At 41.1% G+C, this 25,861-nt stretch carries 25 protein-coding genes; 16 read left to right on the top strand and 9 right to left on the bottom strand.

Features of this window, described 5'->3' with window-relative positions; genetic code table 11:
- Positions 1-101: 101 nt before the first annotated feature.
- The 4 genes from ACEYW6_RS26720 to ACEYW6_RS26705 all read left to right on the top strand — a co-directional run bounded on the left by ACEYW6_RS26720 (position 102) and on the right by ACEYW6_RS26705 (position 4,083).
- Positions 102-1,166: an NAD(P)/FAD-dependent oxidoreductase gene (locus ACEYW6_RS26720; RefSeq protein ID WP_412982127.1), complete on the top strand. Its 1,065-nt coding sequence runs from the start codon at positions 102-104 to the stop codon at positions 1,164-1,166.
- A gap of 533 nt (positions 1,167-1,699) precedes the next feature.
- Positions 1,700-2,077 carry a hypothetical protein gene (locus ACEYW6_RS26715; RefSeq protein ID WP_190896604.1) on the top strand — a complete coding sequence of 126 codons (378 nt, stop codon included), beginning with the start codon at positions 1,700-1,702 and terminating at the stop codon, positions 2,075-2,077.
- A 190-nt stretch (positions 2,078-2,267) separates the two neighbouring features.
- On the top strand, positions 2,268-3,116 hold the full coding sequence (locus ACEYW6_RS26710; RefSeq protein WP_412982126.1) for an SIMPL domain-containing protein: 849 nt from the start codon (positions 2,268-2,270) through the stop codon (positions 3,114-3,116).
- Positions 3,117-3,696: 580 nt separating this feature from the next.
- On the top strand, positions 3,697-4,083 hold the full coding sequence (locus ACEYW6_RS26705; RefSeq protein ID WP_412982125.1) for a VOC family protein: 387 nt from the start codon (positions 3,697-3,699) through the stop codon (positions 4,081-4,083).
- Positions 4,084-4,528: 445 nt separating this feature from the next.
- Here the strand turns inward: ACEYW6_RS26705 and ACEYW6_RS26700 are convergent, their stop codons facing one another.
- Complete coding sequence (locus tag ACEYW6_RS26700; RefSeq protein WP_412982124.1) at positions 4,529-4,747, bottom strand: hypothetical protein; 219 nt, start codon at positions 4,745-4,747, stop codon at positions 4,529-4,531.
- A gap of 122 nt (positions 4,748-4,869) precedes the next feature.
- On the opposite strand from ACEYW6_RS26700, the gene ACEYW6_RS26695 reads away from it, so the two are divergent.
- The 3 genes from ACEYW6_RS26695 (at position 4,870) to ACEYW6_RS26685 (ending at position 8,651) form a co-directional block, all read left to right on the top strand.
- Positions 4,870-5,790: a bestrophin family protein gene (locus ACEYW6_RS26695; RefSeq protein WP_412982123.1), complete on the top strand. Its 921-nt coding sequence runs from the start codon at positions 4,870-4,872 to the stop codon at positions 5,788-5,790.
- A gap of 118 nt (positions 5,791-5,908) precedes the next feature.
- Positions 5,909-6,745: an alpha/beta fold hydrolase gene (locus ACEYW6_RS26690; protein WP_412982139.1), complete on the top strand. Its 837-nt coding sequence runs from the start codon at positions 5,909-5,911 to the stop codon at positions 6,743-6,745.
- A gap of 178 nt (positions 6,746-6,923) precedes the next feature.
- Positions 6,924-8,651 carry a protein kinase domain-containing protein gene (locus ACEYW6_RS26685; protein WP_412982122.1) on the top strand — a complete coding sequence of 576 codons (1,728 nt, stop codon included), beginning with the start codon at positions 6,924-6,926 and terminating at the stop codon, positions 8,649-8,651.
- An 18-nt stretch (positions 8,652-8,669) separates the two neighbouring features.
- Here the strand turns inward: ACEYW6_RS26685 and ACEYW6_RS26680 are convergent, their stop codons facing one another.
- The 5 genes from ACEYW6_RS26680 to ACEYW6_RS26660 all read right to left on the bottom strand — a co-directional run bounded on the left by ACEYW6_RS26680 (position 8,670) and on the right by ACEYW6_RS26660 (position 13,787).
- The gene (locus ACEYW6_RS26680) at positions 8,670-9,458 is read right to left on the bottom strand and encodes an ABC transporter permease (protein WP_412982121.1); all 789 of its coding nucleotides are present in this window, start codon (positions 9,456-9,458) and stop codon (positions 8,670-8,672) included.
- Positions 9,459-9,530: 72 nt separating this feature from the next.
- Positions 9,531-10,511, bottom strand: a complete 981-nt coding sequence (locus ACEYW6_RS26675) for an ATP-binding cassette domain-containing protein (RefSeq protein WP_190901481.1) — start codon at positions 10,509-10,511, stop codon at positions 9,531-9,533.
- A gap of 161 nt (positions 10,512-10,672) precedes the next feature.
- Complete coding sequence (locus tag ACEYW6_RS26670; protein WP_190901479.1) at positions 10,673-12,316, bottom strand: ABC1 kinase family protein; 1,644 nt, start codon at positions 12,314-12,316, stop codon at positions 10,673-10,675.
- A 31-nt stretch (positions 12,317-12,347) separates the two neighbouring features.
- Positions 12,348-12,644 (bottom strand): membrane protein insertion efficiency factor YidD, encoded by a 297-nt coding sequence (yidD, locus tag ACEYW6_RS26665; RefSeq protein WP_196512774.1) that lies wholly within the window; start codon positions 12,642-12,644, stop codon positions 12,348-12,350.
- 78 nt (positions 12,645-12,722) lie between these two features.
- A complete protein-coding gene (locus ACEYW6_RS26660; protein ID WP_412982120.1) occupies positions 12,723-13,787 on the bottom strand; it encodes a mannose-1-phosphate guanylyltransferase in 1,065 nt (354 codons plus the stop codon).
- Positions 13,788-13,902: 115 nt separating this feature from the next.
- Here ACEYW6_RS26660 and ACEYW6_RS26655 point away from each other — a divergent pair, with 115 nt between their 5' ends.
- The 8 genes from ACEYW6_RS26655 to ACEYW6_RS26620 all read left to right on the top strand — a co-directional run bounded on the left by ACEYW6_RS26655 (position 13,903) and on the right by ACEYW6_RS26620 (position 20,841).
- Positions 13,903-15,417, top strand: coding sequence for an LCP family protein (locus tag ACEYW6_RS26655; RefSeq protein WP_412982119.1), 1,515 nt, complete (start codon positions 13,903-13,905; stop codon positions 15,415-15,417).
- 133 nt (positions 15,418-15,550) lie between these two features.
- Positions 15,551-16,057, top strand: a complete 507-nt coding sequence (locus tag ACEYW6_RS26650) for a pentapeptide repeat-containing protein (RefSeq protein ID WP_412982118.1) — start codon at positions 15,551-15,553, stop codon at positions 16,055-16,057.
- A 413-nt stretch (positions 16,058-16,470) separates the two neighbouring features.
- Positions 16,471-17,337, top strand: coding sequence for an aldo/keto reductase (locus ACEYW6_RS26645; protein ID WP_196512778.1), 867 nt, complete (start codon positions 16,471-16,473; stop codon positions 17,335-17,337).
- Positions 17,338-17,508: 171 nt separating this feature from the next.
- Entirely contained in the window at positions 17,509-18,345 is an 837-nt protein-coding gene (locus ACEYW6_RS26640) for an EndoU domain-containing protein (RefSeq protein ID WP_190899318.1), read from the top strand.
- Between the two features lie 143 nt (positions 18,346-18,488).
- Positions 18,489-19,028, top strand: a complete 540-nt coding sequence (locus ACEYW6_RS26635; RefSeq protein ID WP_190899321.1) for a GNAT family N-acetyltransferase — start codon at positions 18,489-18,491, stop codon at positions 19,026-19,028.
- 83 nt (positions 19,029-19,111) lie between these two features.
- Positions 19,112-19,888, top strand: a complete 777-nt coding sequence (locus ACEYW6_RS26630) for an SAM-dependent methyltransferase (protein ID WP_412982117.1) — start codon at positions 19,112-19,114, stop codon at positions 19,886-19,888.
- Between the two features lie 92 nt (positions 19,889-19,980).
- The gene (locus tag ACEYW6_RS26625) at positions 19,981-20,328 is read left to right on the top strand and encodes a cupin domain-containing protein (RefSeq protein ID WP_412982116.1); all 348 of its coding nucleotides are present in this window, start codon (positions 19,981-19,983) and stop codon (positions 20,326-20,328) included.
- A 21-nt stretch (positions 20,329-20,349) separates the two neighbouring features.
- Positions 20,350-20,841: a hypothetical protein gene (locus ACEYW6_RS26620; protein ID WP_412982138.1), complete on the top strand. Its 492-nt coding sequence runs from the start codon at positions 20,350-20,352 to the stop codon at positions 20,839-20,841.
- A gap of 84 nt (positions 20,842-20,925) precedes the next feature.
- Here ACEYW6_RS26620 and ACEYW6_RS26615 read toward each other — a convergent pair whose 3' ends face one another.
- A complete protein-coding gene (locus ACEYW6_RS26615; protein WP_412982115.1) occupies positions 20,926-21,624 on the bottom strand; it encodes a Crp/Fnr family transcriptional regulator in 699 nt (232 codons plus the stop codon).
- A gap of 8 nt (positions 21,625-21,632) precedes the next feature.
- A complete protein-coding gene (locus ACEYW6_RS26610) occupies positions 21,633-23,030 on the bottom strand; it encodes an amidase (RefSeq protein ID WP_412982114.1) in 1,398 nt (465 codons plus the stop codon).
- A gap of 433 nt (positions 23,031-23,463) precedes the next feature.
- On the opposite strand from ACEYW6_RS26610, the gene ACEYW6_RS26605 reads away from it, so the two are divergent.
- The gene (locus ACEYW6_RS26605; protein WP_412982113.1) at positions 23,464-24,717 is read left to right on the top strand and encodes a hypothetical protein; all 1,254 of its coding nucleotides are present in this window, start codon (positions 23,464-23,466) and stop codon (positions 24,715-24,717) included.
- A 135-nt stretch (positions 24,718-24,852) separates the two neighbouring features.
- On the opposite strand, the gene map is transcribed toward ACEYW6_RS26605, so the two are convergent.
- Positions 24,853-25,680, bottom strand: a complete 828-nt coding sequence (gene map / locus ACEYW6_RS26600; RefSeq protein WP_190899332.1) for a type I methionyl aminopeptidase — start codon at positions 25,678-25,680, stop codon at positions 24,853-24,855.
- Positions 25,681-25,861 lie beyond the last annotated feature (181 nt).

The raw sequence follows: 25,861 nt of genomic DNA, 5'->3' as shown, positions 1-25,861 counted from the left end.
CTATTAGCTTTCAGCAGTCATTAGTAGTAATTTTGTCCTTTGATAATAACGAATAACTAATGACCAATAACTAATAACCAATGACTAAGGATTACTGACTCATGACTGATATTGCAGTGATTGGTGCCGGAATAGCTGGTTTAGTCTGCGCCCAGCAGTTAAGTCAAGCTGGATATTCGGTGCTAGTGGTAGAAAAGTCGCGTGGTTTGGGAGGAAGACTAGCTACACGCCGATTGCATGGAACTTTGGCGGATCATGGGGCTTGTTACCTGAAGCCAAAGGGTGAATTGTTGGGACGTTTTGTGGAGATATTGCGATCGCGCCATATCCTCGAAGTTTGGACGGAGGAGGTTTACGAACTCACAGTAGGCGCTCCTTTATCTGAACCCAAAAACCGCAGTCCGCGATATGTTGCACCTGAGGGAATGAGTGCGATCGCTAAATCCCTCGCCCCAGGTTTAGAAATATTACTGAATCAGCGTGTCATTGCTATTACCCCAACTCCCGAAAATAGTTGGCGTTTGGCTCTCGAATCTAGCAACGAAGAATTAACTGTAAAAGCTTTAGTTGTCGCCATTCCTGCACCCCAAGCTGTGATGCTGTTAGAACCTTTGGGTGAAAGTATATTGGATGCAGTCTTTCTTGATAATTTGCGTTCTGTAGAATTTTATCCTTCGATTAGTGCGCTCGCTGGATATCCTCCCACATCCCAACCACTCCCTCAGTGGAAAGCTCTAACTTTTGTGGATGATGCTGATTTAGCATGGATTGGTTTGGATAGTAGCAAGCGTTCTAATCCTCAACAACCACATTTTGTGGTGCAAAGTAGCGCTGATTTCGCCCAACGCCATCTAGAATCCCAGGATTTACAACCGGCCGGACAGTATATGTTGCAACGAGCCGCTGGATCTCTGTCGCTCCCTTGGTTGAATACTCCCGAATGGATGCAAGTACATCGTTGGCGTTATGCCTTTCCTAGCCGTCCTTGGCACGAGGCTTTTCTGTCTGCCGGAACTCCCCTACCTTTAGTTTGCTGTGGTGATTGGTGTGGCGGCAATCTTGTGGAAAGTGCAATGGTTTCTGGATTAGCTGCTGCTAATGAAATTAATAATCAGTTGCGTCATCTACCTTTAGAAAATGTGAACTTTCTCAACGTTTTTACCTGATCCTTTCATCTGTCGTTAGACTGATTTTGCACTATAGCGAGTCGCTATTTTTCTGACTCACTAAATCAACGTGCAACAAATAAGTTTTTTAGATGAAACAGCAATTTTTGCAGCAAGCGTAAAATGTGATGTAAATTACCAAGAAAGGTTAACTTCATTAAAAACTTGTTCCTAATTCAAGTTGTTTTATTGCTGTTAGTCTTGATCCCCTATCTTTAATGCTGCGTTTTGTGTAAATTTCTGCCAAAAAGGCAGAAATTTGAAATAATTAGGATTATAAATATAAAATGTTGAGAACTTGTCAGCAGATTGGATGCTATTTTAATTAAGTCATACTGTGAAAAAGTATAAACTTTAACTAAAATAAGCAAGGCCAAATGTCTGATATTAACCCAGTATAAAAGACTAGTTTCGGGATTACTTGCATCTATCAGTTGAATTATTTCTAACTGATTTTCATAACGACGTTGCCATCTAAAAAAGTTATTTTCTCCACCAATCATTGACTGGAATAAAAAAGGGGTTTAAAAATCATGAAAACGGTAGTCAATTTAACACAGCAATCAGTAGTAAGTGAGATTGAAAGCGTTTTGGATACATATCCATACCATCCATATCAACAAGCCTTTGCGATTCCTGACTTACGCCAAGAGCTAATTGCTTTCGTCCTCAACCGCATTCCCTCCTTTTACAGCGCGATGTCTGACGCACAGATTCCGCTAGCTGAAGCGGAACAAGGAAACTTGGCTTATTACAAATTGCCTCGTAAACCCTTAGAGCAGCAACTGCACTTACAGAATTTGATTCACCAAGGTATTTGTTTAATCGTTCAAGAAAAGTCAGATTGGATTAGCCACCATGTTTGTGAAACTGTTCAATCAACTTGTGAACCCTCTCACTGGTTTGGTTAATAGTTTTAACAAGATTTGGCTCTCTGCTGAGATATCATAATGCCCGCAGTGAATTTTTAATTTTTGAGCTAATCCCATGACTCAAGTCAGTGTAAAGCCCGTGGGAATAGCTCAATATTTTTTTAAGCATATTGCTTGCTATTGAGGTGTAAAATTTGACAATTAATAGGTTCAAAGGACATCCCAGGACATGAGAAAAATAACTGCTCTAATGTTGGTAAGTATTACTGTGACTGTCGGGATGGGAGCATTAACACCCAAAGTCACTAATGCTCAATTATTTTACCCACCAGCAAGCGATCGCCATTCAATAATGGTAATCGGGCAAGGAGTAGTGAAAGTGCCACCAGATACAGCGGATATTGAATTGGTATTCAGTAGGGGAGCTAGCAATGATGAGTTAGAAACGCAACCATCATCTCTACCTGAAGCCCGTCGCTTGTCCTCACGGACTCTACTCTTAAATTACAAAACAGCAGCAGAATCTTTACCAAACACAAAATCTCTAACTAAAGCAACTCTCCAGCCTGTAGTTAATAGCCTAGTTGCAAAAGGAATTAGGGCTGATAAAATTCAAGTGCAAATTAGCAGTAATTCCAGTGAAAATAGCGCCAAAATATTGGTGAGATTGGAAAAGCCAACACGCGTTAGCGCAGTTCCTCCTTTGGAGGCTCGCGTCCAGGAGATTGTTGCTACAGCGAACAAAGTGGCAAGTGAAATTGAAAATCTTTCTGTCAAGAGTGTGGGCATTGAGTATGCAGCCAATGACTGTCAAGCTTTGCAGAGTTCAGTTTATCAATCAGCAATGAAAGACGCTCAAAGTCGTGCTCAGGCTTTAGCAACTGCTATGGGTGTTAAACTTGATACTCCTTCTGTAGCCGAACCTTTTTATACATTATTCTATCCCTCATGTAGTTCCAAAACTGGAGTTCCTTTGCCGTCATTTGCTAGTTTTTTATTATCACCAGCTTATAATCCAGATGCTCCGGCAGAAGTAGAAATGAAAAAGGATATTTTTGTGACATATACAACGAAATAATCATTTGTATTACGTGTATCTCACTTTGATTGAGTCAAGATTATAAGTGCGATCGCTTAACTATTTTGCCTTGGCTGTAAACAACTCTAATAATGAAAAAACTCCAGAAATGTTTGTGACAAATCTGGAGTCAGGAAAGATACGCATTTACCTATACCAAATTTTCACCGTGAGAGCATTCTACGTCATCAGGGTATACACTCAAATACAGTTAAAGATGTCTGAGGATCAACTGCTGTGCTTCTCGTTTACACAACTTCTCTGTTGAAAGTAAGGCAAAACAGCCCCAGATGTACTGAGGCTGTTTTGCGAGAGTTGTTTGGCAGGAGGGGTACATCAATAAGTGATGCCCCGTGTTAAATATAGATAATTCAGTATGCATTCTTATTCAGCCGTGTTTTGGCATATCAGGATGATTTGGAAAATTGCGTAGGCGCAGCCCGTCGTAGACATCGCTTTTTCCAAAAAGAAACTCCAGATGCACTTAAGGCATCTGGAGTAGTAACAGGTTTCTAACATCAACTAATTTTTACCTATGCGATCGCCAGATGTCGTTGGGGTATATACTCAAATCTATTTTATGTCTGATCGTCCGCCAATAAAACAGCAGGTTACCTTCTTTTATACTCATGATCTCAATATGTCCGCAGAATTCTACGAACAAAAGCTGGGCTTGGAGTTGTGGCTTGACCAAGGAGCCTGTCGAATTTATACTGTTAGCGGCTCTGGATATTTAGGATTGTGTCAAGCAAGCGAAATATCAACTCCTCCAGCCGACATGCAATCAAGTGTTATTTTTACCTTGGTTACACAGCAGGTGGATGAGTGGTTTGAATATCTCAAACAACGTGGCATCGAATTTGAAAAGCCACCTACACTAAACAAAAAGTACAACATTTACCACTGTTTTTTGCGTGATCCCAGTGGTTATTTAATTGAAATTCAACGTTTTGAGACTAACCACTAAAAAAAGACATAACTTATTTAGTTATGTCTAAACGTTTAATTTACAGGGCAGGATTTGTACAGGTTAGAACTTTTTGATTTACTGGAGTACATGATACTGACTAATGCTGTATAACTATTATCGATAGCCATGTACCTTTTCTTCTATCGATTTATCGGCGTGAGGTGCGGGATTTATGCAGCTACCGAGAAATCTTTACATTTACTTACAATTAGCCGCGTAGGCGTAGCCAGCCGTAGCTATCGCTTTGATATACATAAGGCAATACGCTTGGGAACAGTCTCCCCTACCTACTTCAGCAGATTGTAACAGAAGGTAGGATACAGCCATCACCGCCAGCATATACTGTTATCTTTCCATCACTACTTATAGTTCTCGTTTACGTGAGGTACACCCGTAGGGGCACGGCAGTGCCCATTGGTGTCAACTTAAGCTAAAAGCCTTTTCAAATCTCGTTTCCAGCCTCTTGCTGGAAATGCAACTCAAAAGCGGCTCTGCCGCCAGCAAGAGAGGCGGGGCCTCTAAGACGGCATTCCCAGTCGGAGACTGGGAACAAGACAACGAGACAATATCTAAAAGCTGCTTCTAGGATGGGTTTCACGTTAAGTTGACACCAATGGGCACTGCCGTGCCCTAAACCTCGTGATGTAATGTTGTACCGCATCTGAATGGGAACCGCTATATTACAATATCCTCTTTGCCAATTGTGCTATTTCTATAGTTATTATTTTTAAAGTATCGATGTTTAAACGATCGGTTCACTAAATATTTTCTTAGGGTGACTGCATGACAACCAAAAAACTCACATGGCTACGCACAACATTGCAACTTAAAGGTTCGGTGGTAAGAGCAATTTATAAACATATTTTATGGTGCGGAGCTTTCGGATTTCTGATTTCTATACTTTACCATTTTGATTTGCCTGTATCCCAGCCTATTTTAGGAAGCGTTATTCCTAGTATTGTTTTAGGTTTGTTACTTGTATTTCGCACTAATACTGCTTATGAGAGATTTTGGGAAGGCAGAAAATGCTGGGGTTCCTTAGTAAATAATATCCGAAATCTGGCACGGCAAATTTGGGTATCAATTGACGAAATATCTCCAGAAGATAAAGACAATAAAATTACAGCATTAAATTTATTAGTAGCTTTTGCCGTGACAACTAAATTACATTTGCGGGGAGAAACAGTCAATAGCGAGTTAGAAGATTTAATGCCATCTAGTAAGTATATAAAACTGAAGATTATGAATAATCCCCCCATAGAGGTTGCCTTTTGGATAGGAGATTATTTACAGGAGCAGTATCATCGTAATTGCCTTAATAGCTACCAGCTAACATCTATGCAAGAATTATTGAATAGTCTTGTGGATAATTTAGGTGCTTGCGAACGGATTTTAAAAACACCTATACCATTAGCTTATGCCATTCATCTTAAGCAACTATTGCTGCTATATTGTTTCCTGCTACCCTTTCAAATAGTGGAGACTCTGGGGTGGTGGACAGCTTTAATTTCTGCTTTGGTCGGTTTTACAGTATTTGGCATTGAAGCCATCGGCTTGGAGATAGAAAACCCCTTTGGTTATGACCCTAACGACTTACCTCTAGATGCGATTTGCGACACAATGAAACGCAACATTGATGATTTAATTACTCTAACTCCAAATACGCGATCGCATTCAAGTAATTTGACCTATGAGAAAAGTTGAGATTGGAAAGAAGTTCCAAGATTTGGTTATAGCTGTCAAGTCCCATCTCGCCGCGTCCATCTTCTTTCGCAGTACTATATAAACGCGAAACAATCTCTTCATTGGTGGATGTGCAATGATGCCTGTACGTCAAACTTTATCAAAGCCTGATATCCAACTTTCTTACTTAGAGTGGAACCAAGGGCAAGAACCTTTACTGCTGTTACACGGCTTAGGCGACCATGCTCTAGTGTGGTCTAGTTTAGGAGATTACTTAGCAGCAGACTACCACATAGTTGCACCAGATATGCGCGGACATGGCCAAAGTAGTAAGCCTGAGAGAGATTATAGCTTTGAGAGTGCGATCGCAGACCTCGAAGCACTAATGGATCATCTCGGATGGACTTTTGCCCATATTGTCAGCCACTCATGGACAGGCAAATTAGCCGCCATCTGGGCAAGGCAAAACCCAAAGCGTTTGCGGAGTATAATTCTGGTTGATCCAATTTTCATCTGGAAAATGCCCAGTCTTCTCAGGGTAACTTTTCCCATGTTGTATCGCTTCTTGCCTTTTCTCAAAAGTATGGGCCCCTTTGCCACTCATGAAGAAGCCGAACAACAAGCATGGCAGTTAAAGCAATATCAAGGATGGAGTTCCTTACAGCAGCAAGTCTTTCAAGCAGGAATAGAACAAAAACCCGATGGTAGTTGGGGCAGCAAATTTACCATAGCCGCCCGTGACGGCATTTTTGAGGCAGTAATGCAAGTGCCTGGTTTTACAATCCCCCTTGACACCCCTGCCATCTTCGTCCAGCCAGAACAAGGATTGAACCGCCAAGATTGGCAAATTAAACCCTACAAAACCTATCTTAAAAACTTACGCATCTGCCAAGTTCCCGGCAATCATTGGCCGTTTTTGACACAACCAGAGGCATTTAACCAAACTGTAGCAGCTTTATTGGCAGAACACAGATAGAAAATCTCATAATTATTAGACGGGATTATCATACGGCAACAGAAGAATTAATAGGAGCGATGTCTAGCAACAAACTGCTACGCGTCTGCATTCCTCTTAAATCAGTTATGAGTTATCAGTAACTCGTGAACGCTGATAACTCATAACTGATAACTGTTAATGTACGGATAAGCCAGTTATGAGCCTTTGTATCAATCCCGTTTGCCCTAAACCAAACCATCCGAATAATCATCAAAACCGCTTTTGTCAAAGTTGTGGTTCCCATTTGGAATTGCTAGGGCGTTATCGGGTGATGTGCCTATTGAGTGACAAAACAGGGTTTAGTAAAGTTTATGAAGCATACGAACAAGATACCCCTAAAATCCTCAAGATACTCAAAGAGGATTTATCAAGCGATGCCAAAGCAGTAGAACTATTTCAGCAAGAAGTAACTGTATTGAGACAACTCAAGCATCCCGGCATTCCCAAAGAAGATAGTTACTTCCAGTATCAAACCCGAAATGGTTTAGTGTTGCATTGCATTGCAATGGAAAAAATCGATGGGTACAACTTAGAAGAGTGCCTAAAGCAGCAGCAGCAGAATTATCCTATTTCACAGGAACAAGCTTTAGCCTGGTTAAAACAATTGGTAGAAATTTTGGATTTAGTGCATGGTCAACAGTACCTGCATCGAGATATTAAGCCATCTAATATTATGATTCGATCCCCCCTTGGGAAGGGTTGGGGGGATTTAGTACTGATTGATTTTGGCACCGCCACAGAAATTGACAGAACCTACCCAGACAAACTCAACAACAGCGATGGGATGACAGCACTTATGTCATCTGGCTACAGCGCTCCAGAACAGATGAATGCTCAAGCAGTACCGCAATCAGATTTCTTTGCCTTGGGACGCACTTTTGTATTTTTACTCACGGGATACCATCCTTTAGATATGTATGATGTCCAGCAAAATTTGTTGCACTGGCAAAATCATGCCATCCATATCTCACCCTTACTATTAAATTTAATTGATTGGCTGACAGCACCGGATATAGAAAAGCGTCCTGCAAATACTCAGGAGATTTTACAACGCCTAGAAGAAATTGAAACCCAACTAACAGAAACTACTGCTGAAAACATTACTTTATTAGATGATTGTAAAATTGAGCAATTGCCAGCACTAATTACTAAAACTTCATTATCTCCACAGAAACAGACTGAAGAAGTACCACTACTAGCATTTTTTGTAGCCCTGCTAGTCATATTAGGATTACTTAGTATAGTGGCATTAGCAACGCGGACATCAAAATTTTCTGTGAGGCAAAATTACGGACAATCTCCACAAAAAAAAGGTAATATTGATTATTTTTCTTATCAAGAAGGTAGGGATAGTCAGGGGAAGGTAGCCGAATTTAATATAGCTGTTTTATCACTAGAATATAAATGGCTTTTAGGTAGCAATTTTCAAATTAAATATAATGATGAAATTATTAGTCTAGACCTTTTAAAGTTGAACTTAGAACAGGAAGGTATACAGAAGATAATGGAAGAACCTAGTGAGATTATTTCTGTCGGCACAGTTTCTTGTAAAGGTAATATAGCAGTTCAACAGCGAATGTCTTTAGAACGTTCCAAACAAGTACAATTTTTAGTGAAAAATTTATTTATTAATACACCAAGCGTCAAAGGCTATCGTATATTAAATTTGGGACAATTTCAAAGGAGTGATTGTCAGGTAAATCAGGATTTAACTAAATATCAGAGAAGTATTATAATCATTGGTGTTAAAAAACAATCAGCAAGTGTAATTATTGATGAAGCATTACGGGATAGGTTAGAAAAGAAGCCTTTTGCTGATTTTAAGTTAGAAGATTATTCTTTAGGAACGGCAGAAAACTTTAAGACGATACCAAGTAATTTATAAAATCTCTAGCATTGTTAATCATGCTCCCATCCCAGAATACCTCTTCAAACCCGCACGCCACAGCAAACGATTCGCACCCAAAAACACTAATATCCATCCCACCATTGACCCAAATCCTCGCCCTATATCCACGGGTAGCCCTACCAAAAGACTCGCAGGAAAATCAATCAAATAGGGAAAAGGCGTAAACATCACTATTTTCTGCACAGGTTCTGGAAAGACCTCTAAAGGTGCTATCAAACCAGATAAAAATAGATAAAATAACAACCAAAAATTTTCTAAAGCGCTAGCCCGTTCTGTCCAAAAGGCGAACATGGCAAAGGTGTACTGAATCGTAAACCGCAAAGCAAAAGCTAGCACCGCCGCCAATGTAAACAGCAAAAACCTACTCAAACTTGGTAACCAAAAAGCCTGGGGATAAAGAATAAAAAATAAGGCCACTAATAGAAAAGCAAACGTTAGTCGAGCAAATCTTTCAGAAATGTGACTTGCAACATGATGCCATACTGGGTCGAGTGGTTGTAGCAACTTGGGCGAAAGCCTGCCTTCCACTACCTCTCTTTCAAAGTCCCAAATTACCCAAGCAACTGTTAATTGTCTAACGATGAAAACTGTGATAAAGTAACGAGCAAAATCCACAGGTGATAATCCAAACTGTCCTCCTTGTGCCGCCTGTATCCAGATACCCATGAGGATAATCGGCAAAGAGCCAGCCAAAACCCATAATATTAGTTCTGCCCGATACTCAACCATATAGGCGTAGTATACTGACAGCAAAGTTAAGGATTTTCTGATTATCTGCTTCATTTATTCACTTCCCGCTACAAAAATTATCCAGAATTCTCCACTCTTGTACAGACGCGATTAATCGCGTCTGTACTACACGACACCCGCCTGAAAAACTCGTCCAATCACTTCTTCCACAGGCGGTTCGGTAACTGTTAAATCAATTACCTCTAAATCCGTCAAAATCTGAGAAACGGTGCGGGTGAGCGCCTCTCTTGACACCATAAAATGCACCGATCGCCCTTCTAAGTGTTGCACATCACCATAGGTCATAAGTTTTTCTATCGGTAGAGGTTGGGCTAACTCTATATGAACTTCCCGGTAAGGGGCAAAACGTTCTAATAGTCCATCCAAACTACCGTCATACATCAGCCTTCCTTGGTGAATCAACAGCACTCGCTGACACAAAGCTGTGATATCAGCCATGTAATGACTCGTCAACAGCACTGTAGCTTGATAACGCTGATTGTAGTCGCGCAAAAAATCGCGCACCGCCACCTGAGCATTTACATCTAGTCCCAGCGTTGGTTCATCTAGGAATAATACGTGAGGACGGTGCAAAAGTGCTGCTAGCAATTCCGCCTTCATTCGTTCACCCAAAGATAGCTTCCGCACTGGTTGGGTAAGTTTGCCTTCTAGGGAAAGCATCTCTGTTAGTTCTCCCACCCGCCGCTGGAACTCTTTATCAGAGATATTGTATACAGCAGCATTAATTCTCAAAGAATCCAGCGCTGGTAAGTCCCAAATTAGTTGCTGCTTTTGCCCCATTACCAAGGTAATTTTTTGCAAAAATGCTTCTTTCCGATGAAACGGAATTTGTCCAGCTACTTGAACTTTACCGCTAGAGGGATGAATCAACCCCGTGAGCATTTTGAGTGTGGTTGTTTTACCAGCACCATTTGGGCCTAAAAACCCCACTACTTCACCAGGAGCAATTTCAAAGGAAACATCCTGAACTGCTTGAATTGTGCGGTAGGTGCGGCGAAAAAAGTGGGTGATTGTACCTTTAATACCCGGACTTTTAACTGCCACTGGATAAGATTTACTTAGCTTTTCAGCAATGATGATTGACATATTTTTTATATTAGAACCACAGATGTACACGGGTAAACACACATAAATCATTGGTGTTTATTGCTATTTTTCTGTGGTTCCAAATACTAAAGTAGGTATTTTTGCCAGTGACATATGATGATTTCCTGTGGTGGGCATTACTCAGGCACAACACATAGACTTTAGCGTAAACGTCCCGATCGCAATGTACTAATAATTAACCACAAACCCAATAAACTAGCGACGGCAAAGAGGATGGTGCTTAAAAAAGATAGCTGAGTTGTCTGCGCTCTGGTGGAAATAATGGCTGCACCCATAATCAGCGAACCTACTAATATACTAAAAGATAATCGGTTAGCCGCATCGTCCATAGTGCGCCGCACACCATCTAAACCCCGCAGCGATAGATTCCACTGTAAGGTTTCTGAGGTAACTCGGTCTAATAACAGTTCTATTTGACGGGGAGATTGGAGAGAGAGACTTTTAATATCTAGGGCTGTTCTGAGGAGCGATCGCACTGGATTATCGCCTAGTAACTGCCGACGAAACAAGTCTGTAATTAATGGTTTTACTTCATCAAAAAAGTTAAGCTCAGGGTTGAATGTCCGCGCTACACCCTCTAAATTTGCTAGGGTTTTGGCATACAAACCCATATTGCTAGGTAATCTAATTTTATTGTTGCGGGCAACTTGTAAAACTTCATAAATTATCTGACTGAAGTTTATTTGCGTTAGGCTGACATTGTGATATTTTCGCAACATGCGATCGTAATCATTTTCTAACCGCGACAAAATTACTGGTTGGGCAGAATCTGATAGCTGCAAAGTTAACTGAGCGCACCTTTGAGCATCTAAATCAACGATCGCTAACAACATCTCTGTTAATATCTGCTGTGTGCGGGGATCAAGTCTTCCCACCATGCCACAGTCTAAGAGGGCAACACGACCATCTTTGAGATAAAACAAGTTCCCTGGATGGGGATCAGCGTGAAAAAAGCCATCAATATATAGTTGCTGAAAAAATACCCGAAATAACAAAGTAGTTATTTCTTTACGCTCTACATCAGGATCTTTACCATTATTGTTGTTCAAATCCGCCGACAAGAACGGCACCCCATCCAGCCATTCCATCACCAGTAATTTTTCTGTGGTCAATTCCCAGTTAATTTCCGCAACCACTATTTGCGTGGGATCAAACCAACGACTTTTAGATAAGTTGCGCCGCAGTTGGTCTGTAAAACCCGCTTCCCGTGTAAAATCTAACTCGGCTTCTAGAGCTTTGGTAAATTCTTCAGCGATGGATTTGATTTCATAGGTTTGCCCAAACTCAGTCCGCGCCACTAAATCAGCAATACCTTGAATTAAAGCAATATCTTGGGCAATTGTAATATCAATTCCCGGACGTTGCACTTTCAGAGCAACTTCTCGACCGTCTGCTAATGTAGCTCGATGTGTCTGAGCAATTGATCCTGCTGCAACTGGGATCGGGTTAATTGTGCTGAAAGTTTCTGCCAGAGAGAGTTTTAGTTGTTTGCGGATGACTACTTCTACCTCTGACCAGGGAACTGGTGGTACTTCGTCTTGTAGAGTTGATAGTTCCTCAATGTAGGCAGCACTCAGTAAATCTGGACGCGTAGAAAGTAGCTGACCGAGTTTTACGTAGACTGGGCCCAAATCTATCAGGATATTTTTTAAAACCGCAGGTGTAGGTAGCTGGGGTTCATCAGCTTTGCCACCAGTGAGTAACCTTCGCATATAGTCCCAGCCATTGCGAAGGAATACTTCAAGAATTTCTCGTTGACGGGGAACAGTTTGGGTGAGGAACATTTTTGTAAAGAACTGCAAAGATGCAGAGGAGTTAAAGAGGTAAACAGCAGGGGATGACAATACAACGGAAGTCGGCTCTAGCTTTACTGCTTGTTAAAGTTTTGCTAGCTGCGGCACAGTCTTGAAATCTTTTTATGGATGATTGTACGGCTTCGTGGAGCTTTTGCTCACTCAGCATCCGTTTGACGTAATTAGAGCAGGAATCCCCACCATGTAATAAGCGATGGGAACAACTAAATCCTTTGGACGGAGAAATATATTTTTGATAGGCAGTAATAGAATCGATGGCCATTGTTTTGGCGAGAGGCTCAAAGCTAATAATGTCCATAACTGTCAGATAAAATAACAGACAGTCAAGTTATAATAGGAAAATAGACTTTTTCGCCTCTGCCAAGGGTTTTAATTTTTACAGCAGGTCGGTAAATCGGGAATCGCTTTGAAGAATTTTGAGGATCTGCTTAATTTCCTGGGTACGTTCTTTTTTAACAACGAGAGTGACATTGCGATCGCGCACAATCACCACATCCTCTAAACCAATTGTAACAACTACATCTTCTGGATTTGAGGCGTAAATAATAGCGCCCTGCGTGTCCAACCCTACGTGAGTAGCGAGTTCTACATTGGGATTTTCCTCTTTCTTCAGTAAGCGTTCGATCGCATTCCAATCTCCTAAATCATCCCAACCAAAATCAACTGGCAAAACGTATGCTAGAGTTGTCTTTTCCATTAGCGCATAGTCTATACTCTTCTTAGGCAACTGGGGATAGATATCAGGACCATGTTGTTCTAAAGGTTCGATAATTTCTGGAGCATGGGTATGTAGTTCCTTGAGAACAACCCCTGCCCGAAAAACGAACATTCCACTATTCCAGCTAAAGCGTCCCGTAGATAAAAAAGTCTCTGCCGTTTCACGGTCGGGCTTTTCAGTAAAGCGGTTGACGTGATAAGCTGGCAACTCATTAAAGCTACCTATTTTTTCACCTTGTTCAATGTAGCCGTAACCGGTTGATGGAAAAGTAGGCTTGATCCCCAGTGTAACGATCGCTGCTGTGCTTGCTGCCAGTTGCGTAGCCGCGCTTAATGTGTGTGCAAACGCTTTTTCGTCAGCAATCCAGTGGTCAGCAGGGAAAAAGCCAATAACAGCGTCTTCTCCATAGCGCTGTTTGATTTCTAAACTTGTCCAAGCAACGGCTGCGGCAGTGTCTCTGCCTTCCGACTCAATCAATAAGTTCTGAGATGGTAGATCAGGTAATTGTTGTCTTACCCCTTCAGCGATCTGACTAGAAGTAATCACCCACAAGGAATCCCACCCGCCACCGAGTTCTATCAATCGATCGGCGGTTGCTTGTAATAAACTTCTAGAGCTACCATCAAGACTTAAAAATTGCTTGGGTCGGTCTTTGCGGCTCAGGGGCCAAAAACGTTCACCTTTACCACCAGCAAGGATTACGGGGAACAATAAAGTATTCATGTTGTCATACACGCCTACCGAAGAACATTACAAGTTTACAGTGAGCTTTTCCACTGGCAATATTTGTAGCTTGCATTAACATACTTTTAGGGAGTGGTTGAGTGGGGAGATAATTGTGATAAAACAAGTCGAATGGTCGGAAAATCCGGTGACATCTCAACAAGTAGCATTTGAAAATGAGGTGCGATCACAGCAACTTCAACGAACGGAAAATCAAGTAACACCTGCACCAGTAGCCGACTCAGAGGAGGAGGAGGTCGAACTAAACCCGCCAGCGAATCCCAACCGTAGCGTCGTCGAATCTGTTGGTGCGATTCCCAATCAGCTTTACGAGAGACTGGGCTTAACCATGCCTCGATGGCTGTTATGGATCATGACGGTTGTCATCGGCATTACCTTATCTGGGTTGCTGGTATCAACCTTAGCCCTTTGGACTCCGTTGTGGAGCAACCTAGATCGAACAGATGAAGATTTAGGAACAGCTAAAGACGAGGTAAAAATACCACTACCAGGAGAGTTATGGAGCAAACTTTCCCAGTACCAGCTTTCACGACCGATGAATATTTTAATTATGGGGATTGAACCAGTCAGCGGTACTGTTGATGGTTCTCCAGAAAGCTTTGCTGGGAAAAGCGACTCCATGCTGCTAGTACGGCTTAACCCTAGTGAAAAATCTGTACGGGTGCTTTCCATTCCCAGAGATACGATGATTGCTATCCCCGAAAAGGGAGAAAAGGGATTAACTAAGGTATCTGATGCCAATGCCCAAGGCGGCCCAGTCTTGGCAGCACGGGTAGTTAGCCGTACCTTAAACAACGCCCCAATCCATCGCTACATCCGTATTTCTACCAGCGGCTTACGGCAGTTAGTCGATCAGTTAGGCGGAGTAGAAGTCTTTGTTCCCCAATCAATGGAATATAAAGACTCCAGCAGTCGGCTGTCAATTAATTTAGTCAGTGGCTGGCAAACCCTCAACGGCGAACAAGCAGAACAGTTTGCCCGGTTCCGCGAACCAGGTTTGGGAGATTTGCCGAGAGTGCAGCGTCAGCAAGCACTAACAGCAGCATTGCTGCAACGCTTAAATAGTCCTACCGTCTTACCCAGGTTGCCTCAATTAACTCGCTTGATGCGAAAATACTTTGATACCAACCTGAAGATGGAAGAAATGATGGCGTTGGTGAACTTTGGTCTCAACTTAGATCGGGATAATTTCCAAATGACCGTGTTGCCTGGTACGTTTAGCCGTTTTAGCAAAGACCCGGACAGCTATTGGCTGAACATGACAGGACAACAGAGCCTGTTGAATGATTATGTTGGGGTAAATGTACCTGGTCTGAAACCAGATATGCGTCAGGTTCCTAACCTCAAAATTGCTATTCAAAATGCCTCCAATCAACCTCAGCTAACTGAAAAAGTTATTGCTTATCTGAAACAGAAAGGCTTTACTAATATTTACAAAGTGCCTGATTGGCCAGATACCCAACGTCAAACTCAGATTGTTGTCCAAAAAGGCAACCGACGAGTTGGAGTTGATTTGCAAAAAGTCTTAGGCTTGGGTCAAATAGAAGTGTCGGCGATTGGTGATTTAGAATCTGATCTCACAATTCGGATTGGTAAAGATTGGAAATAGCCAAGAGTCATTAGTCATTAGTCATTAGTTATTGGTTAAATGACAAAGCGCAAAGTCTGAGCGGAGGTTTCCTCCGATCAGAACTTTGTAAGAGAGGACTAATGACAAAAGACTACTCAGAAATAATAAAGTTATGAAAAAGATTTTATTGCGCTTTTTGAGTTTGATTGCGATTTTGATACTAGCATGTTTGTGGATAATACTTAATTCCAAACCGGCTTTTGCTCAAATCAACACAATCAACTACAACAATATAAATTTAGAAAATCGTGACTTCTCGAATGCTGATTTGGCAGGTGTGACTTTTGTAGCAGCAGAAATGCGGGGGACAAATTTCCAAGGAGCGAATTTAACCAACGCAATTCTCACTAAAGGAGTTTTATTAAAAGCAAATCTGGAAGGTGCGAACTTGAGCGGGGCTTTAGTCGATCGCGTCACTATGGATGGTGCTAACCTGAAAAATGCCATTTTTACAGAAGCAACTTTGACCCGCAGCCGTTTTTTTGATGCCGAAATTACAGGCGCTGATTTTACCGACGCTTTGATTGACCGTTATCAAGTGTCGTTAATGTGTGAAAGAGCGGATGGCGTAAATCCGGTTACAGGTGTGCCAACGCGAGATAGTTTAGGTTGTAAGTAAAGAATCTCAGCGTTAAGCCTGAAAACAAAGACATTTTACCGAAAAAATGGAAAATCAAGCTTTTTTATTAGGCTATGTATTATAGCGGTTCTCACTCAGATGCGGTACAACATTATATTGCCAGGTGTAGGGGCACGGCAGTGCCGTGCCCCTACGGGTGTATCTCACGTAAACGAGAACCGCTATATTAATTATCAATTTGATTTTAATTTGGTATTTGCTCAGAGGTAAAAATCTAAAAATTCATGAGCAAAGTGTCTGTGTATAGAATACTTAACCCTTGAGTAGAGTATTCCCTTGGTAGCATATTCACTGATTACCTAGTCTAAGTACTAGGGAGGATTTATCATGAATTGCTAAAAAAGCTTTGGCTAACTGGTAGATAATTGGGGCAGAAAGCTATAGCTAGAAGCATGGAAACCAAACAGCTAGGAAAAACTGGTGTCTTTGTAAGTGCGATCGGTTTGGGTGGTATGCCCATGTCAATTTCTAATCGTCCTCCCGAATCAGAATCAATCCAAGTGATTCATCATGCGCTGAATCTGGGTATTACATTTATTGACACTGCCGACGCTTACTGCAAAGATGAGTCAGATAAGCACCACAACGAGCGACTAATTCACAAGGCGCTTACTAGTTACAAAGGCGATATTAGCCAAGTAATTGTGGCAACTAAAGGCGGTTTAATGCGTCCCGATGGAAACTGGACAAGCAACGGCAATCCAGAACATCTGCGCCAAGCAATTAGAGTCAGTTTTGAGGCGTTGGGTGGTGCTAAACCTATCGATGTTTGGCAATACCATTCTCCCGATAATAATTACACCATTGAGGAATCCCTTACACCTGTGAAAGAGGCAGTGGAGGCAGGTTTGATTCGGTTTGTGGGAGTTTCTAACTTTTCCGTTGAACAAATTAAACGGGCACGGGACGTGGTAGATATTGTCTCGGTGCAAAATCAATACAGCCCTTGGCAACGACAGCCAGAAAATGACGGTGTGTTGAAGTATTGCGAACAGCAAGGATTGACCTTTTTGCCTTGGAGTCCCTTTGGTGGTAGGCGTCGCCATCAGGGCTTGCAAGATATCCCTGCGATCGCTCAGTTAGCTAAAGAAAAAGGCGTGTCAGTGTATAATATTGTCTTGGCGTGGTTGCGTTCCAAGTCGCCCGCTATTTTGCCAATTCCTGGTGCTAGCAAGGTTTTCAGCATTGAAGACTCAACACGTGCTATCAATGTGAAACTATCTGATGAAGAAGTGCAAAAAATTGATGGAGCAACCTAATTATTTTACTAGCTAATGTAGATGTGGTAGAAGTTGCCTAAGATTTCCGTGGCTTGTATAGCTGCATAAACTATCGTAAATCTTACAAAAAGACGCAAAGAATTTTTTAGTATCTTTGCGTCTTTTTGTATTCATGCGAAACTATTATCGAAAGTAATTAATCTAAAATTTATGCAGCTAAATTCTGTAATCGATAGGTTAAAGCAGAGGTTAAGAGTGTTTGCAGTTCTGCTGGTAGCTTCTCAATTCATCTGGCAAAATCCAGGAGACGCACAGCCTAAGCAAAATACGCAACTTCTGCCGTTTTTTGATAATGTAAATAACCCAGTTTCTGTTCGTTTCCCTCCAGGACAACAGGTAGATATTACACCACCTCCACCGCTGCTAAATTCTTTTGACAAAGCTGTACTAAAACTCTGCGGTCCTATTGGTACGAGAGTTAGTTCTAATAATTTTAAACAATTGTTATCTTATTACCCAGATGTGTTGCAGAAACTTCAGCAAGCTAGCGGTGGTGAACTTCGTCCGGGACGTAGGAATAAAGCACAATTTCTCGAAGATTTAACAAATATTTGGTTCAAACGGCGGGGGTTTGAACATATCTTTTGTGGTGAAATATATAACGCCGATGATATTGGTGGTTTACATTTCTATGGCAGATATTTACAGTTACAAGATGAAGGAATAGGCGGACGTTTGCCAAATAATCAAGGACGAGAGGAAGTTATTCCTAATGTAATTTATACAATGGGTGTAGTAATTAAACAGAAAAATCGTACAGTAACAGATGTAATTAAAGGCTATGGCTACCTCAGCAATGCTGAAGAAATGCTTTTAGATGCCACCAAAATATTTAAACTCCAAGGCAATAATGAGGAAGCATGTATTTATAATGTGCGTGATCGAGAAACAGGAAAATCCTTTCCTACTGTTTTTGTCAGTAAAGAAAAAGCGATCATTACCTATTATCCCGATGCTACTCCTCAAGGTGCAAAATGTAAAAGTTAAAATTTATAGATCGTCTGCACTATAGCGGTTCTTATTTACCTGAGGTACAGCCGTAGGGGCACGGCATGCCGTGCCCTACACCTTGCGATATAATGTTGTACCGTATCTAAGTGGGAACCACTATAAGCTTATAAATAAAAGACATGATATTAGAAACACACCGCTTGCTAATGCGTGACTTTGTAGAGGCAGATTGGCAGGCGGTTTTTGCTTATCAATCTGATTCTTTGTACTTGCGTTATAACTATTGGACGCACCGCACAAAGAACGATGTGTGTGAGTTTATCCAGATGTTTATTGATCAGCAAAAAGAGCAACCAAGAACAAAGTTTCAGTTAGCTATTGTCCTTAAAGAAGAAAATCGGCTTATTGGTAATTGTGGTATCCGTGTAAACGACCCGGAAATACGGGAAGCAAACATTGGCTATGAACTAAATTCTCAGTATTGGGGACAAGGTTATGCAACAGAAGCAGCACAAGCCATTTTAAAGTTTGGCTTTGAAGAACTGGGAATACATCGTATCTGGTCTTGGTGTGTTGCAGAGAATGTTGCTTCTGTAAAAGTATTAGAAAAAATTGGTATGCGTCGTGAAGGTTATCTGCGGGAAAAAGAGTTAATCAAAGGTAGATGGTACGACAACTTTCTTTACGCTATCCTTGACCACGAGTGGAAAGCAAAGTAATACTGCTTCTATGAGCTACCTCAGAGACAATATCATAAATTCCTGAGAAATTGAGGGTAAGACAACTTCAGAGGGTCACAGACATGACCAACACTATCCTCAATTTCCAAACAGCTACCGGACACGAAATTTTAGCAGCAGCGGGTAAAAAATATCTGCGTCCTGGTGGACGAATAGCCACAGAGAAATTATTTCAGTGGGCAAACTTTCAGCCTGGAGAGACAGTTTTAGAGCTAGGTTCTAGCTTTGGTTATAGTGCGATCGCTTTAGCAAAACGCTACCATGTCAAAGTAGTAGGCGTTGAAAAAAATCCTGAGAGTGTAGCTTGTGCGCGTGCTAATATCTGCGCGGCTGGGTTAGAAAATCAAGTCGAAATCATTGAAGGTAATATTTTTAACCTAGAGGCAATCCCAGGAAAGTTTGATTATGTATTGGCAGAAGCCATTCTTACAATGCAATCGCTATTGGGAAAAACCAAGCTTTTAGCTGAAATTCGCAATCGACTCAAACCGGGAGGTAAATTTCTCTCCCATGAACTATTAGCTTGTGACAAAGAAGAACAAATTCATGCTGATTTAGCACGAGTAATTCGAGTTAATTCTACACCACTGTCAGAAACCAACTGGATTACGGCTTTTGCAACAGCAGGATTGCAAGTAGAGAAATGCCAAACTGACTCAATGAATTTATTGAATTTAAGGCGGATATTTCAAGATGAAGGTATTTTTAACACAATTCGGATTTTGTGGAATATATTGACGCAGAGAGATATTCGCAAGCGGGTTTTAGAAATTCACCAAGTTTTTCATAAATACCAACACGAATTAGGCTACATAATTTTGTGTGCTGTTGCCCAGTAACATAATTTCTTTCCCAAAACCATCGCTTCATAAATACCGATAATCTTTGAATGATATCAGCCTTTGTTTACGGTTCATAATCTTAAAATACTATGACAATTTCAATCACAACTAGTCCATCTTTTATTACTCAACTACGAGAACAAATTGAATACCCCAGTGCGGGAGTTCTCAGCAAAGTATTGCTGAAAGATAATGCTTGTCAATACACTCTATTTTGCCTAGCAGCTAACACTGATATTTCTGAGCATACCTCTACTCGTAATGCCACTATCAACGTCATCGAAGGCAGAGGTTTACTTACTTTATCGGGAGAAAACATCATCCTTAAACCTGGTGTTTTTGTCTTTATGCCTGCTAACGCACCCCATGCCTTAAAAGCTGAAGATAACTTGACATTTCTGCTCACTCTTTCTGAGAAAGTCACAGAGAGTAATTAGTTATTTATGGAGTCTGGAAATATGCGATCGCTACTTTTAACTTTCACTCAAAATTTAAATCTTTCTGAAACTCAGTTGGAAGAAATACTATCACAACCTCTAGCTGAAGTTCTTAATTCACCTCAATTGCAGAAAGCATTAAACAGCTTAGATATCAATTTGCTTAAGGAAACTTTACCCACAGCAGGAGAAGTTTTAGCTGAGGAATTACCACCTTTCTACAATTGGCTAAAAAATGAGTTGGGAGTCAAGCGGGTTCCTGATAGTCCTGATCACACAACAACATGGGTAATTGGTTTTGTCAATCATCAAGAAAGTTTAACTCATTTAGTTGAGTTACACCGACCAGTGCCTCGTCCGGCTTTAGAAGCTTCTATCCCGCGCTTGGTAGGGATGTTTGCAGGTGTCGAAGACGCGCAAGTTCGGCAGGAATGGCAAAAAGCGATCGCAGCTCTATGTCTAGTTCTAGTTGTCGCTGCACGTGAACAAGATAGAGCAGCTGTAGAAGTCTGATAACTGTTTACGGAAAATTAAGCTTGTGAAACCTGCGGAGGCAGGTTTTCTCTATGTAACCGCGAATTGTATTCGTTAGATTCTCTAATCTATATCTCCAGAAGCGATCGCATCTAATTTCTCCGCATCAAGTATTGTAATCTTCCCACCCCGACTATAGGCAATTATTGACTTGAGACTTTTAATTAACCGCACACATTCTTCGTAAGTAATGCCACTACTCCGAGCCATCCGATAATAAGATAATTTGGCTTTTAAACACTCACCTTGTGGACTTGATTCAGTTCCAGATTCAGCAGCAAAATATTGAATTAACCTAGCAAGGCGAACAATAGCTCTTTCAGAAACTAATCCGTGAACTGTTTCGTGCAATTGCTGAATTCGACTGTTAAAAACCATCAGCATTCGTAATGCGATTTCAGGATTTTGTCCAATTGCTTTTAATAAAGCATCTCGCTCTACAGTGAGAATCTCGCAATCAGATTCAGCAGTGACAGTTGCCGGAGAAATTCCATTTCCTAACAAAGCAGGAGCCGCAAAAATTTCTCCAGCAGCTAGGGCGCGTAAAATTGTTTCTTTCCCCGTTGTTGCTGTTTTGGTAACTTGAATTGATCCACTGACAACAGCATAGAGTTTAGCTGGTAAGCGATCGCCCTCATGCAGAATAATCTCTCCTTTGCTATGGCGTTGCACCTGAGTGTAAGGTTGCAAACTTATCTTCTCTGCTGTTTCTAAGCCTGCAAATACAATAATTTGCGAAAGTTGTTCCAGGGATGCCTGCATGATTAGCCTTATATTGCAAAGGCTGGACGATGATGAATCCAAGGGTTAGCCGCTTCTAATTGGGCTGCTAGGCTAATGAGTGTGGCTTCTGCGGCAGGTTTACCAATTAGCTGCACACTGATGGGTAAACCCTTACTATCAAAGCCTCCAGGAATTGCGATCGCAGGTTGTCCAGTTGCATTCGCAGGTGGACAAGGGGCAACCCATTGAATAATATTTTGGAATGTCTCTTCTGGATTCAGGGAAGCCCATTCCCCAACCAGGATGGGTGAATGTAGATAAACTGGCAATACCAGCACATCCACGGTATCGAAAAACGCCACAATCTGCCGTGCCACTATCTGCATTTGGGAAACTGCTTGAAGATACTCAGCAACAGAACCTGTGCGTGCAAATAGCCAGCGATTCAATGGCTGCATAACTTCAACAGGAAGTCCCGAAGCAGCTACCCCAGCTTGCCAAACGATTTGAAATGGTTCAACTAAACCACTAAAATCTGGAGATTTCTGTTCAACTTGGTGTCCGAGTTGTTCTAATAACTCAACTGTTTGGCGGACACCTTGCTGACAGTTGGCATCAGCTTCTCCTAAAGGAGAAATAGTAGTGTCAAAGGCAATTCGCAATGCACCGAGTTTTGTCTGAGTGGCGGCGAGAAATGATGGTTCAGGATCAGGCAACCAGTAAGGATCGCCTGTGACATAGCCAGATATAGTATCCAAAAGGGCAGCAGCATCAGCCACGGTGCGGGCGATCGGGCCGTTGGCGGCAATTCCAGCAAGGCGTTCGCCTACGGGTGCTTTACTCACCCTGCCTCTTGATGGTTTGAGTCCCACCAAACCACAACAAGCCGCAGGCCCCCGAATCGAACCACCGCCATCAGAACCTTGAGCGATCGCACACAATCCTGCTGCTACCGCCGCCGCTGCGCCACCACTGGAACCGCCAGGGGTGTATTCTAAATTCCACGGATTTCTAGCTGGAGGAAAACCCGTAGGTTCGCTGTATGGTAATGAACCTAATTCGGATGTGGCTGTTTTACCGAGAATAGTAAACCCAGCTTGCTTAATCCTGGTTACAACGCCATCATCATAGTTAGGGATATTGTTCAGTAATGCTGGATTTCCATAAGTACAGGTAACACCTGCTACAGCATTGAGGTCTTTAATGGAAATTGGCACCCCAAAAAATGGTGGTAGTTCTGAGGTGGTTGTCAATAATTCTGTTTTGGCTTTGGCATCTGCGATCGCTAGTTCTGCCGTCACCGTAAAATAACTTCCTAATTGGGGATTTAACTGCCCAATCCGTTCTAAATATATTTCCACCAACTCTAGCGGTGATACTTCCCGGCGACGGATTAATTGTGCCAACTCTAGTGCTGGGGTAAATGCTAAATCAACTTCATTCATACGTTAGTGAATGGGTAATTTTGTCTTTTTCTGGGATTTGAAATGTGAAATTGTTACTTTAGCAGGATTTCCGGGAACTATACATTTTATAGCTCCTGAGATTTGTCACTCAACTAGGATGCTCAGATGCAACAGGCGTGTTTACGTTCTTACTCAAGCCATTTTAATTGTTTCGCATAAACTTTCGACAAATCCCTAAGGGGTATTTATGGCTAACCTAGAAATACTTGTTAGTGAATTGCCAACACTAATTCAGAGTTTAAAACTGAATATTGGCGATTCTAATGAAATCATGGAACAAATTATCCTGATCAATAATGCTCAGGAACAACTACGAAATACTCAAAAAATAATTGTTCAGGAATTGGGATTTGAGAACATCAAAAATTCTGCGATCGCTACACTTCCTCGAATAGCTACAATCCCTAGTTTCTTGATACCTGTTGGATTAGTAGATCCAGCCATAGCAGAGAAGTTTGGCAACTCAAAAACAAAAATTACTTTAACTGATTTAAAATCAAAAATCGATGTCTGGATTGAATGGGGCTATTTTTTGCAGGCAATAGCTGCTGATATTCTCAGTGATATTCAGTTGGTAAATAAACTAAATTTTGATAATAATAATCTCAGCATATGCGCCCATTTTCAGGTTATTGCTGAAAGCTTAAAAATTAACTTAGCCTTTGATAATTCTCATGTTTTGGAACGGCAAATTCACAAAATCAGCAATTCTAAAAATGAATTGTTCCAGCTAAAAGAAAAGTTAAATTATATTTTTGATACTATTAAAAATAGTCATAATTTATTAAACATTTTATTAGGTGTGTCTGCTTTCTGTGGTAAATCTGGCTTTGCCTTAGAGTGGTTAGATGATGATCACGAATTAATTATATCTAGTGATGGCAAATTTCAAGAATTGACAGACATTCTTAATGATTGTGATTTTTTCCAAGAACAAATTGCAACTTTAATTATCCAGGGTGATACTTTAAAGGAACAGGCAGAAGAAGCGCTGAAAAAGATTAAGCACGAAAGTAGTAAAGAACCAATTATTAGCCAGCATGTAGAAATAGTACCAAAGTTTTCCACACAAAAAATAGTACGTTCAGCTTTACTCATAGCCTCAAGTTTATTAATCTTAGGTTTTGCTGGTTGGAAAATTAAAGAGAAAAGTCTACAATCGAAGCAGATGAGTCTAAGTTTAAATCAAGAAAGAAGTGCTATTACTAACTTTCAATCTGCTCAAAAACTCGGAATGGAAGCTGCTTCTCTGGTTCAAAATCCACCGCATTTTTTAAAAGTCTGGCAACAAGCAGAAACTAAATGGCATCAGGCAATAAAATTATTAGATAGCATTCCTGTTGAAACATCAGTTTATGACCGAGCAAAGAAGAAATTGGCTTACTATCGGATTAACTATAAATCTATCAATCAAAGAGTCTTAATTGAAAAGAAAGCCTTAGCCAACTTAGAAGCAGCGCAAAAGTTAGCAATTGAAGCTAATTTATTTGTCCAAAATCCACCTCATCCGTTACTAGTTTGGCAGCAAGCACAAGACAAATGGCAACAGGCAATTAATTTGTTAGAAGCGATTCCAGAGAAAACTTCTGTCTCTATACAAGCTAAAGAAACACTTGTTATTTATAAAACTAACTATGCAGCTATCAGGCAAATAATCCAGAACTAAAAACAATTACAAGATTTCTGATTTCTCTAAGAAGTTACGAATCCGAGCCTTTCGATTTTTGTAAAAAAATAAAGAGGCAAATCGCCCTCTTTTGACGCTTCACCTCTTTTAACAACAGATAATTACAACTAAAAATTACAGCTTAGAACGGTCAGTTAAAATCTCATAACCGGTCTCTGTTACCAACACTGTATGCTCAAACTGAGCCGACAAAGAATTATCCACAGTGACTGCTGTCCAACGGTCAGATAATGTCCGGGTGTGTCTAGAACCCGCATTTAAAATTGGCTCAATTGCCAGCGTCATTCCCGCACGGAGTTTAACATTTGGCATCTCACGGGTACGATAGTTGAATACTGAAGGTTCTTCGTGCAGATTACGACCGACACCGTGTCCAGTAAATTCTTCGACTATACTAAAGCCGTTAGATTTAACATGATCTTCAATTGCTCCAGCCAGGTCAAGCAGGTATACACCAGCCTTTACTTGTTCAATGCCTTTATATAAAGCTTCTTCTGCTACGCGAATTAATTTAGCAGCTTCTTGCGTCACTTCACCGACAGCAATTGAAATGCAAGAATCACCATGAAAGCCTTGATAATAAGCACCCGTGTCTACTTTTAATACATCCCCCACGCGAATCACTTTCTTGGGACTAGGAATACCATGCACTGCTTCATTATTAATGCTAGAGCAGATAGAACCAGGAAAACCGTGATATCCTTTAAAACTAGGCGTTGCACCCATTTCGCGGATGCGTTTTTCTGCATAAACATCCAAATCAGCCGTTGTCATTCCTGGCTTTACTAACTCGGAAATTTCTTTTAGAACAGTTGCTACAATTGTCGCTGATTGCCGCATGATTTCAATTTCACGCGGCGATTTGATTTCAATTCCTCGACGTTGCTTTTTCGCAGGTGCAGGCTGAGTCGCTTGAGAAAGTAAGTTACTGAAAATGTTCATGGGAAATTAATTAATAATTACTGGTGGCTCTAGCGCTGAAGTATTAATGCTTTCTCTAGATTACTTGAGAAATAATATCTATAATTTAAGTTATTTTAATCCCAAATAGGGATTCTTCCAGTTTAGCCGCTAACGTATATATAATAACACATTGCCTACTCCTAATGTGTTGGACTTCAAT

Source organism: Nostoc sp. UIC 10607, assembly GCF_047228265.1.
In the GTDB taxonomy this organism is placed as follows: Bacteria; Cyanobacteriota; Cyanobacteriia; order Cyanobacteriales; family Nostocaceae; genus Nostoc; species Nostoc foliaceum_A.
This window is presented reverse-complemented; position numbering and strand designations above follow the sequence as displayed.

Bases quoted from the DNA above. Each gene is read 5' to 3' on its own strand.
- ACEYW6_RS26660 (WP_412982120.1), bottom strand. From the start codon at position 13,787: ATGAATACTTTATTGTTCCCCGTAATCCTTGCTGGTGGTAAAGGTGAA.
- ACEYW6_RS26630 (WP_412982117.1), top strand. From the start codon at position 19,112: ATGACCAACACTATCCTCAATTTCCAAACAGCTACCGGACACGAAATT.
- ACEYW6_RS26710 (WP_412982126.1), top strand. From the start codon at position 2,268: ATGAGAAAAATAACTGCTCTAATGTTGGTAAGTATTACTGTGACTGTC.
- ACEYW6_RS26715 (WP_190896604.1), top strand. From the start codon at position 1,700: ATGAAAACGGTAGTCAATTTAACACAGCAATCAGTAGTAAGTGAGATT.
- ACEYW6_RS26705 (WP_412982125.1), top strand. From the start codon at position 3,697: ATGTCTGATCGTCCGCCAATAAAACAGCAGGTTACCTTCTTTTATACT.
- ACEYW6_RS26635 (WP_190899321.1), top strand. From the start codon at position 18,489: ATGATATTAGAAACACACCGCTTGCTAATGCGTGACTTTGTAGAGGCA.
- ACEYW6_RS26610 (WP_412982114.1), bottom strand. From the start codon at position 23,030: ATGAATGAAGTTGATTTAGCATTTACCCCAGCACTAGAGTTGGCACAA.
- ACEYW6_RS26720 (WP_412982127.1), top strand. From the start codon at position 102: ATGACTGATATTGCAGTGATTGGTGCCGGAATAGCTGGTTTAGTCTGC.
- ACEYW6_RS26690 (WP_412982139.1), top strand. From the start codon at position 5,909: ATGCCTGTACGTCAAACTTTATCAAAGCCTGATATCCAACTTTCTTAC.
- ACEYW6_RS26670 (WP_190901479.1), bottom strand. From the start codon at position 12,316: ATGTTCCTCACCCAAACTGTTCCCCGTCAACGAGAAATTCTTGAAGTA.
- ACEYW6_RS26685 (WP_412982122.1), top strand. From the start codon at position 6,924: ATGAGCCTTTGTATCAATCCCGTTTGCCCTAAACCAAACCATCCGAAT.
- yidD (WP_196512774.1), bottom strand. From the start codon at position 12,644: ATGGACATTATTAGCTTTGAGCCTCTCGCCAAAACAATGGCCATCGAT.
- ACEYW6_RS26680 (WP_412982121.1), bottom strand. From the start codon at position 9,458: ATGAAGCAGATAATCAGAAAATCCTTAACTTTGCTGTCAGTATACTAC.
- ACEYW6_RS26675 (WP_190901481.1), bottom strand. From the start codon at position 10,511: ATGTCAATCATCATTGCTGAAAAGCTAAGTAAATCTTATCCAGTGGCA.
- ACEYW6_RS26650 (WP_412982118.1), top strand. From the start codon at position 15,551: ATGAAAAAGATTTTATTGCGCTTTTTGAGTTTGATTGCGATTTTGATA.
- ACEYW6_RS26695 (WP_412982123.1), top strand. From the start codon at position 4,870: ATGACAACCAAAAAACTCACATGGCTACGCACAACATTGCAACTTAAA.
- ACEYW6_RS26700 (WP_412982124.1), bottom strand. From the start codon at position 4,747: ATGCGGTACAACATTACATCACGAGGTTTAGGGCACGGCAGTGCCCAT.
- ACEYW6_RS26625 (WP_412982116.1), top strand. From the start codon at position 19,981: ATGACAATTTCAATCACAACTAGTCCATCTTTTATTACTCAACTACGA.
- map (WP_190899332.1), bottom strand. From the start codon at position 25,680: ATGAACATTTTCAGTAACTTACTTTCTCAAGCGACTCAGCCTGCACCT.
- ACEYW6_RS26615 (WP_412982115.1), bottom strand. From the start codon at position 21,624: ATGCAGGCATCCCTGGAACAACTTTCGCAAATTATTGTATTTGCAGGC.
- ACEYW6_RS26640 (WP_190899318.1), top strand. From the start codon at position 17,509: ATGCAGCTAAATTCTGTAATCGATAGGTTAAAGCAGAGGTTAAGAGTG.
- ACEYW6_RS26645 (WP_196512778.1), top strand. From the start codon at position 16,471: ATGGAAACCAAACAGCTAGGAAAAACTGGTGTCTTTGTAAGTGCGATC.
- ACEYW6_RS26620 (WP_412982138.1), top strand. From the start codon at position 20,350: ATGCGATCGCTACTTTTAACTTTCACTCAAAATTTAAATCTTTCTGAA.